Source organism: uncultured Clostridium sp. (genome assembly GCF_963527835.1).
Classification (GTDB): Bacteria; Bacillota; Clostridia; order Clostridiales; family Clostridiaceae; genus Clostridium.
In genome coordinates this window covers 1-9373 of the sequence record NZ_CAURTC010000068.1, presented here as the reverse complement: position 1 = coordinate 9373, position 9373 = coordinate 1, and the positions used below count along the sequence as shown (strand labels likewise).

Here is a 9373-nt window from a genome sequence, read left to right as displayed (position 1 = left end):
GTTGGCACTATCAGCCCCCATTACGGACTTTCACCGATTAGTACGTGCCCATGCTAGGCACACAATAAAAAACTACTCAACAATTATTGCTGAGTAGTTTAAATATCTAATAAAACATAATTATTTTTTATTTTAATTCTTAAATGAATGTATCGGAGCCGGAATTCTTCCACCTCTTTGTGCAAATAATTCTGATGAATTTTCATTCACTTTCATTACAGGTGCTCTACCTAAAAGACCACCAAATTCAACCATATCCCCAACGCTGCATCCTGGTGCTGGTATTATTCTGACTGCTGTTGTTTTATTATTTATAACACCAATTGCAGCTTCATCAGCAATCATTGCAGCTATTGTAGATGCTGGTGTATTACCTGGAATGGCAATCATATCAAGTCCTACTGAACATACGCAAGTCATTCCTTCTAATTTTTCTAAGTTTAATGATCCATTTATTACAGCCTCAATCATTCCCGCATCTTCAGATACAGGTATAAATGCACCACTTAAACCACCTACATGGCTACATGCCATAACTCCGCCTTTTTTAACGGCATCATTAAGCATTGCAAGAGCAGCTATTGTTCCATGTGTTCCTACTGTTTCAAGTCCTATTTCTTCTAATATTTCTGCTACTGAATCGCCAACTGCTGGGGTTGGTGCTAAAGATAAATCAACTATTCCAAAAGGAACACCTAATCTTCTTGAAGCTTCATTAGCAACTAGTTCACCCATTCTTGTAACTTTGAAAGCAGTTTTCTTTATTGTTTCTGCAACAACATCAAAAGATTGTCCTCTGACTTTTTCTAAAGCTCTTTTAACAACTCCAGGTCCACTTACTCCAACATTTATTATTTTTTCTGCTTCTCCAACTCCATGAAATGCTCCAGCCATAAACGGATTATCTTCCACTGCATTAGCAAATACAACTAACTTTGCACATCCAAATCCTTTTTTATCTTTCGTAAGTTCTGCTGTTTTCTTTATGATTTCTCCCATATCTCTAACAGCATTCATATTTATTCCTGATTTTGTACATCCAACATTTACAGAAGCACAAACTTTTTGTGTAATTGCTAACGCTTCTGGAATAGAATTTATTAAAATCTTATCTCCTTTAGTACATCCCTTTTGTACTAAAGCTGAAAATCCACCTAAGAAATCTATTCCTAAAGTATCAGCTGCTTTATCTAAAGTTTGAGCAAATTTCACATAACTGTCTTCATTAGTGGCCCCTGCAATTATTGATATAGGAGTTACTGAAACTCTTTTATTTACTATTGGAATTCCAAATTCAGATTCTATTTGTCTTCCCACTTCTACTAAATGTTCTGCAGATTTTGTAATCTTATCATATATCTTTATTCTGGCTTTTTCTCCATCTGGATCTATACAATCTAATAATGAAATCCCCATTGTTATCGTTCTTATATCTAGTTTTTCCTCTTCAATCATCTTTATTGTCTCAAGTATTTTATTTGTATTCATAAGTTCCCCCCCAATTATAGTGAATGCATAGACTTAAAAATTTCTTCTCTTTGAATTTTAACTTCAACACCAAGTTCTATACCTTTAGCATTTAGTGCTTTGTGTACGTCTTCAAATTGTGTATTCATATTTTTACAATCTAATACCATCATCATAGTAAAAAATCCTTGCATTATTGTTTGGTTAACATCTAATATGTTAATATTAAATTCTTGTAATTTATTGCTAACCCCTGCAATAATACCAACTCTATCTTCCCCAATTACTGTTAATATTGCTTTCATGCTTATCTTCTCCATTTCATAAATTAATTTTTTATTGAGTAAATATATTTTTACAAATATTTTTAAATAATACTTTAATTCTATATTTTCTATTATAACTTGTCAATTTTAATATATTTATTAACTTATTTCATATTTTACCTATTTATTTAAATACAATGCCTAAAAATTATTTATCTTTAGATTTTTCATTTTCTTTTTCTCTTATACCTTTAGAATATTTTCTACCAATTTTTTTTAACTTTAAGGTTAAAATTGAATCTCCTTTTTCCATTGATTTATTTTTTAAGAAATACATTATTATAGATATGATAATAAATATTAAAAATAATGTTGCAATTCCTAATAGACCTTTTACCTTAGAATCTAATGAAATTATTTTTTGATAAATTGGCTTAGATACCTCTTCTTTCATTTTATATGTTTTTATATTTCCATATTGATCTATTACAGCACAATCACCACTAAGTTCATATATTTTTTTTGATGAACTTAAATACTCTAATGAATTTCTCAATATCTCCTCATTTGGTGATGTGATTACAAGCATCGCTTTTTGAAGATTATATGGTGATATATCAAGTTGAAAAGTAGAAATTTCACTTGAAAATGGTTCTGTTAAAAATAACTTTTCATTTGATAAAAATTTTGAATATGTTTCATCATACTTAAACCAAAGATTATTATTTAATTTTTTAATAAGTTTATTATTTTCTGGAGTTCCATATACAACTATATTACTGTCTTTTTCCTCCCCATTTATTCTTGAACTTCTAATTGCTTTTAGACTTCCAGTATTGTAATATAAATCTTTACCTAAATAAGTAAAAACTCTTCCTATATAAGTTAAATCTTGTGATGTCAAATTATCTGGCAACACTACTAATGTATCATTATAAGCTCTATCTTTTATAAATGGCGCTCCATATGTGGAAAAGTAGTAATTGTTTATATCAGCTAATCCAGTATATATATATGAGTCTCCATTCACTAAAGCCCATGGCATTTCTTCTTGCCTTTTTTCACAATATGAATTTTCCATTTCTAAATCAAAAGCTATAGTAAGTTCCATGTAACTACTTAATTTAACATCATCAGGTATTGTTAATTCCAACTCGTCACCATTTGCTTTATCTTTTTCTAATTTTTTGCTTCCAATAGGAGTATTGTTCATGTATATAGTTACTAAACTTCTATTAAAATCTAAGTTTTCAGAATATCTCATAAATAGTTTTATTTTATCACCAGAACTTAATACTCTATTTTTAGGTAAACTATAATTTAAAGTAGCACTTCTTCTAAACTGACCTTTTAAGTGAATTTCATTACTTCCAATGTCCTTAAAAGTTATTCTTCCATTCTCCTCTTTGCTTTTCATCTCTTCTTTTAAGTTTTTATCTACTATAAATGTATCATTGTCTAATTGAAAAACGATATCGTTATTCATAAGTGTTTTTACACCTTTTAAAAGACTTTCATCATTATTGCTTAAAAGAAGTAACATCTTTCTATTTTCATCATTACTATATGGTGAATTCAACACTTTTATAGTACAGTCTTCATTTTCCCCATTATTTGATAGACTTATTTCTTTAGGAAGAATAGCATAATTTCCAATATAAATTACATTTTGAGATTTTTTCTTAGAAAAGTCATCATATTTTAATATTTCTCCATAATAGTCGCCATTTTGATACATCTTTCCTAAGTAAGAATTTAATAATAATGCAGCACTTAATTCACCATCACTATATTCGTTTGGTATTACTATATTTGTAGATACATATTCTTCATCATCTTCCTTTAAATAAGGATATGGAAAATTGGATATTTTATTGTCAGCTATAGCATTATTAAAATTAACTTTTACATTTGAATTACCTTTTAAAGTAATCCAATTTGCAATATTAACATCATCTATACACGGTAAATCTGAAATTCTTGAATATGTTTCAACTTTCAATTCATTACTTCCACTTAAAAGTAAATCTTTTGGGATGCTTAGTTTAATATCTTGAATTTCTGTCCTTTCATCATAATATATTTTTTCAGAATAAAAATTAACATTATTAATAGACAGTACTATGTATGCATCTTTTTTACTATCTACTAATTGATTTATTGAAAATTGTATATGTGCTTCAACAAAGTTAACATTCCACCACTTATTAATATTAAAATACCAACTGTGACCTGAAAATACACCTTTAAAACTTAAATCATTTCCCATTTTATATGTCTTTGTATTAATTGTATTTTCTACATTTGTAAAATTCTTAATTGGCTCTGCATTTGCTTTAATAGGCAACATATTTCCTAAAAGTATAATTACAAAAGTAAAAAATAAAAAAAGTTTTAATTTATATAAAATTACCTTCTCCTTACTCATATATAAGTACCTCCTCCAGGTTTAAAACCTTTCAGTTTTATACCATTTAGTTTCTCTTTTTAATAATGAATCTTTTATGTAATTATAAAATCCTACTGCCGCTACAATAGCCCATAATTTACAATAAGTAAAATACATTATATATATAACCATAATATTTTTTATATTTAATTCTCCCTTTTCTGTTGAAATTGCTATCATTATAGAAAGATTAAATACTAAATACGCCATAACCCATAATATTAATCCATATCCAGTGATATTGATTTGAATTATATCTCCAAAGCCTAATAAAAATAACATATCCGAAATAACACTAGCTGATAAAAAGAAAAAATAAATCATCGTGTAATACAATATATCAAATTTAGTTACGCCAAAGCCTGGTTTAAATAAGTATTTGAAATTTTTTATAACTACATAAGTATTCCCTTTGGCCCATCTGCTTCTTTGCTTAAACCACACATTTAATGTTTGAGGCTCTTGTTCATATGTTACAGCAAGAGGCATAAATTTTATTTTATATCCCATCATATAAATTCTAAAACTTACTTCTGTATCTTCTGTTATAGCTTTTGTATCCCATCCATTCATTTCTTCCATAATACTTCTTCTCACTACAAAATTAGTACCTGGAATAGTACAAATCTTAAACATTTCCCATCGTCCTGCTTGAGCCATCCATTGATATGTTAATGTTTCTATATTTATAAAATTGGTTAATAAGTTTTTATCTTTATTTCTACATCTAAATTTTCCAATAACTGCACCTAACTTATCATCTTCTAACAATGTTTGAACTAAATATTTTAATGCTTTAGAATCTGGAGTATTGTCAGCATCATAAACAGCTAAAATTTCTCCCTTGCTTTTTTCAAGCCCTATATTAAGTGCATTGGATTTTCCCTTTCCGCCAGTTATATTATCAGTGTTTATTATTATTAAATTCCTATCTAAAACACTTTCTTTAACCTTTTGTAGTATTTCTTCTGAATTATCACTTGAATTATCGTTTATTACTATAATTTCATATCTATCATGAGGATAATCTAGTTCTAGTAATGATTCTACTGTTTTTCTTATAACAATAGCTTCATTATGTGCTGGAACCATAACTGATACAAAAGGATAGTACTTTAATTTCTCTTTCATTTTTTTATCATGTACTTTAGAATAGTATATATACCCAAATACAACTAAAATAATATTAACAAATATTATTATCCAAATTATTCCCAGCGAATATAATGCCATGTAGTCAAATACATTCATCACATTTTCTCCTATTTTAAAAATTTTCTCTTATCAATATTAAAACTTATCAAAACAATTATTATAAAAATAATTACAACTACAGTACTGATAATCACAAGTATTTTATTTGTTTGTTCCAAACTTATATTAACATCCTCATTTCTCTGATTTTCATATCCATTTACTGCAGTTTTATATTTTTCACTATCAATAAACTGTAATTGTGTAACATTCTTATCATTTAAGAATATGCCATTTTTATTACTCTTTATATTTAAGTTATTAATAGTAATACTGCTACTTATATAACGAGTATCTTTAAAATATATATCTTTATCTAATAACTCTTTAACCTTATTCTTAAATTCACTAACAGATAACTTACTACTTATATTTATCGCTACATTATTATATAAATTACTGCTATTATCCAAATTAACTTTTTCAATTATATTCTTATAAGATGATAGATTATATTTATCAAAATCTAAAATTCCTATGTCTATATTAGAATCTATAAAGATAGTATCTGTCTTTTTAAGCAATTCTTTTAAATCATTTCTATACAACCAATAATCACTTATACTTATAGCAGTTGGATAAATCCAGTAATTAATATAATTTTTAAATCCTAAATCAACTTTTTCTTCTATGTTTTTTCCTTGAACATCTAAACTCACTATTGATGGAAGTGTTAATACTATTTCTCCTCCATTAGCTTGTGCATATCTCAATACTTCTGCAAATCTATTCATGGCAGATAAATTTTCATTTTTAAATACAGGCGGTACTTCAATAAAAAAACGTATCCCCATTTTTTTTAAATAGTCTATCTCTTCAATTAAAACATTAAGATCATTAAATGGAGTAACTTTATCAAAATAAAAATATGTGTTTTTCTCATGTTCTTTATTAAAATTCTTATAAATAAAATCATATATCTTGTTATAGTTATAATTATCAAAATATAACTCTTCTATGTATATTACTTTATCCGTATTTAAAAAGTCATTATAGGATTTTTTCCCAATCCAAAATATTTCATTATTATATTTAATTAGATTTTGTTTTAGAGTCTCACTCAATGTATTCTCACTTAAATTTAATATAAAAATAGCTTTATACTGTAATAAATCTTCTCCCTCATAAGCTGAGAATCTTATTATTTCAATATCATCAGCAAATTCTAAACATATTCTATTTAAATAATTTAAAATATTTCTTTTTTCTCCATATTCTTTATACACATCGTATAGAACTAACACTTTTTCTCTTGGCTCAACACTATATGCATTTTTAATTAGACACAAACTACCTATAACTATAAAAATCAATACTAATATAATTAATTTCTTTACTTTAAATAGTTTATTCTTGAATATCATATTCAATTTCCTTTTCAGCTTTTATTAAGAATTCCATAGAATCCTTTATTGATTTATCAAATGTACATGATCCCATTTGAATATCTAACTTTATATTTTTATATAATGAATATTGTATGAAATCAGCATTATTGATATTTTCTCTAAATCTCTTTTTTACTACCTTAGCACCATCTTCATTGGTGATTGTTATAAAAGCCAGTGTAGTTTCATTTAATATGTACTTTACATCTTCTTCTCTTAAAGCTTTTTTTAAAATATCACATGTTTGAACCAGTAACTCTAAGTACCTTTTTCTTCCAAGAATTCTTTTTAATTTATCTGCAAATTTAACTTTTACTATTATTAAAGTTAAAGGTAAATTATGCCTTTTACTTATATTCATATATATTGGTAATTCCATAATAATTGCTTTATCATTTCTTATTCCTGTAGATTCATCAATCATTATAAGTCTCGAATTCTCTTCTTCCAAAGATATCACTTTTTCTTGCAGCAATACTATATTCTTTGACATCAATGAAACTATTAAAGCAGTAATAGGTATTATTACAATCCAATAATATGTATTAAATTCAACAGTAAGATTGCCAGTAAGATTTAAATATAATTTTACACTCATATAAACAAAATCAACTATCAAAGTAACAATTAATGAAAATGTCACATTAGTATAGTAACTTATAACTGCAATTATCATCATAAGTGTCAGCATAAAGTAATTTTCAAAGGATTGTTGAAAGTTAAAAATATTAAAGCTAATAGATATAATAAAAAAATACGTTATTAAAAACGTTATTAAAATATCCACCTTTTTTCTAATGTTTATCTCATTCATAATTTAAAACCACCCTACGATTTTATTGTTTTATTTTCAAAAATCAAACTAAGTATGTATATAAATATCAAATCAAATGCCATGTTGTACATAAATACATGTTTAGATAAATCTGCATCACCAGCCCCTATTACAGAAATTATAATTTGTGATATTCCAACTAGAAATATATAAAAATACGTAATTTCTTTAAGTTGAATTTTTTTATCATTATTCTTTATAGCCTTTAAAAATCTAGATGTAGATAAATACAGATACATAGATATTGTAACTACAGTAAATAACATATTCTTTGGTATAAATTTTTCTTTAAATGTACTCCATGTTGCAAAGAAATATGATTTAGCTCCAAAATCTTTGTGTTCACTTTGTTCATAATTTCCAATTACTTTTGGTCTGATTGAATATCCATTATTAAAACTTATTTTTAATACCTTAATAAATGCCTTGGGATGTGTTATATAATACTCTAAAATTTTTCCTAATGAGAATTTTTCATAATAGTCGTCTATTAATTCTTCTTCATATGGATCTAATAATTTAATTTCTTCAAAAAAGTCTGTTTCTTGTAACAAAGAATATTGTGTGCTTATATTAAAATCTTCTAATATGCTATCTGGATCATCTTCATTCAATAAAATACCTCTATTCATAGAATGATATATATTTATGTATTTAAAATCTCCTGTGATTGACTTGTAAAATACCATTGAGCTTATTATAAAAATTACAGCTAAGATATAAGTTAATATTTTAGTTAATCGTTTATTTGTTGTGTAAATTCCTATTGTTATAAAAATAAATGATATTAGGATGCCCACTGGTGCTAATTGTTGTTTAGCTCCGAAAAACAGAAACGAGCTTATTCCAAAAGCTATTAAGTTATACCACGTAAACTTATCAAATTCTATCATATAAATTAGTAAGCCTATACTCATTAAAAAACAGCATATATTGACACTCTCTCCATAAAAGGAATTATAATATGCTAAATATCCTGTATCACAAAATATTAAAATAGTTATTAAAGTTATTATTAGCTTATATTTAGAATTATCTACTTTATTTATTAGTGCTTTTATTAAAAAATAAACTCCTATAGCTTCAATTATCAAAAACATAATAGACATGAATCTTATATCTAAAACATAGTCTTTTGTAAAAAGCCGATCTAAAAAAATAGCTAACTTTACAAATATAGATTGAGTTGATATTAGAAGGTTAGCATAATCATTATTATATTTATAAATTCCATAATCTTTTATAAAATATCCTAAAAATATCTCATTAGAATTTTTATTCAAATGATATGCACCACTTTTATTCATCACTCTATAAAAGTCCCCATTGTCAGCCATTCCTATAATAGGATGTATAAATAATGTCAAAATTCCTATAATTAATACAAGAAAAAATGCAAAAAGCGGATAGTTAATCTTATCTAGTTTTAAAATGTTATTATATTTATGATTAGATATATCTATCTTTCTTATATTATTCACCTTCTTTTATAAGATTATTTTAAATCATATTAGTTTTATATATAATAAATAAAATTGTAATTAAATTAGTAATAATCTTATTTTGCGAAACTTAGTAAAATTTCATACAAAAAATCAACTTATTCTTATAGATTTTCATTTTTAAATATATTTATATGAAAATTATTATATTTAGTAATAAAATTTTTACTACTTATTTTTAAATTTGATTCTTTATAACTTTAATATAATAC

At 25.5% G+C, this 9373-nt stretch carries 7 protein-coding genes; all 7 read right to left on the bottom strand.

What is annotated here, in order from left to right:
• Positions 1–132: 132 nt before the first annotated feature.
• Positions 133–1488 (bottom strand): PFL family protein, encoded by a 1356-nt coding sequence (locus tag RYM86_RS18175; protein WP_315082242.1) that lies wholly within the window; start codon positions 1486–1488, stop codon positions 133–135.
• A gap of 14 nt (positions 1489–1502) precedes the next feature.
• Complete coding sequence (locus RYM86_RS18170; protein WP_315082241.1) at positions 1503–1772, bottom strand: ACT domain-containing protein; 270 nt, start codon at positions 1770–1772, stop codon at positions 1503–1505.
• Positions 1773–1941: 169 nt separating this feature from the next.
• On the bottom strand, positions 1942–4161 hold the full coding sequence (locus tag RYM86_RS18165) for a cellulose biosynthesis cyclic di-GMP-binding regulatory protein BcsB (RefSeq protein ID WP_315082239.1): 2220 nt from the start codon (positions 4159–4161) through the stop codon (positions 1942–1944).
• 21 nt (positions 4162–4182) lie between these two features.
• Positions 4183–5433: a glycosyltransferase gene (locus RYM86_RS18160; protein ID WP_315082237.1), complete on the bottom strand. Its 1251-nt coding sequence runs from the start codon at positions 5431–5433 to the stop codon at positions 4183–4185.
• An 11-nt stretch (positions 5434–5444) separates the two neighbouring features.
• The gene (locus RYM86_RS18155; RefSeq protein ID WP_315082236.1) at positions 5445–6800 is read right to left on the bottom strand and encodes a DUF2334 domain-containing protein; all 1356 of its coding nucleotides are present in this window, start codon (positions 6798–6800) and stop codon (positions 5445–5447) included.
• Entirely contained in the window at positions 6784–7638 is an 855-nt protein-coding gene (locus RYM86_RS18150; RefSeq protein WP_315082235.1) for a diguanylate cyclase domain-containing protein, read from the bottom strand. The genes RYM86_RS18155 and RYM86_RS18150 overlap by 17 nt, the downstream gene beginning before the upstream one ends.
• Positions 7639–7652: 14 nt before the next feature.
• Entirely contained in the window at positions 7653–9140 is a 1488-nt protein-coding gene (locus RYM86_RS18145; RefSeq protein WP_315082234.1) for a hypothetical protein, read from the bottom strand.
• Positions 9141–9373 lie beyond the last annotated feature (233 nt).

Excerpts from the sequence above, each read along its gene's own strand:
- RYM86_RS18175 (WP_315082242.1), bottom strand. The coding sequence starts at position 1,488 with ATGAATACAAATAAAATACTTGAGACAATAAAGATGATTGAAGAGGAA.
- RYM86_RS18170 (WP_315082241.1), bottom strand. The coding sequence starts at position 1,772 with ATGAAAGCAATATTAACAGTAATTGGGGAAGATAGAGTTGGTATTATT.
- RYM86_RS18165 (WP_315082239.1), bottom strand. The coding sequence starts at position 4,161 with ATGAGTAAGGAGAAGGTAATTTTATATAAATTAAAACTTTTTTTATTT.
- RYM86_RS18160 (WP_315082237.1), bottom strand. The coding sequence starts at position 5,433 with ATGAATGTATTTGACTACATGGCATTATATTCGCTGGGAATAATTTGG.
- RYM86_RS18155 (WP_315082236.1), bottom strand. The coding sequence starts at position 6,800 with ATGATATTCAAGAATAAACTATTTAAAGTAAAGAAATTAATTATATTA.
- RYM86_RS18150 (WP_315082235.1), bottom strand. The coding sequence starts at position 7,638 with ATGAATGAGATAAACATTAGAAAAAAGGTGGATATTTTAATAACGTTT.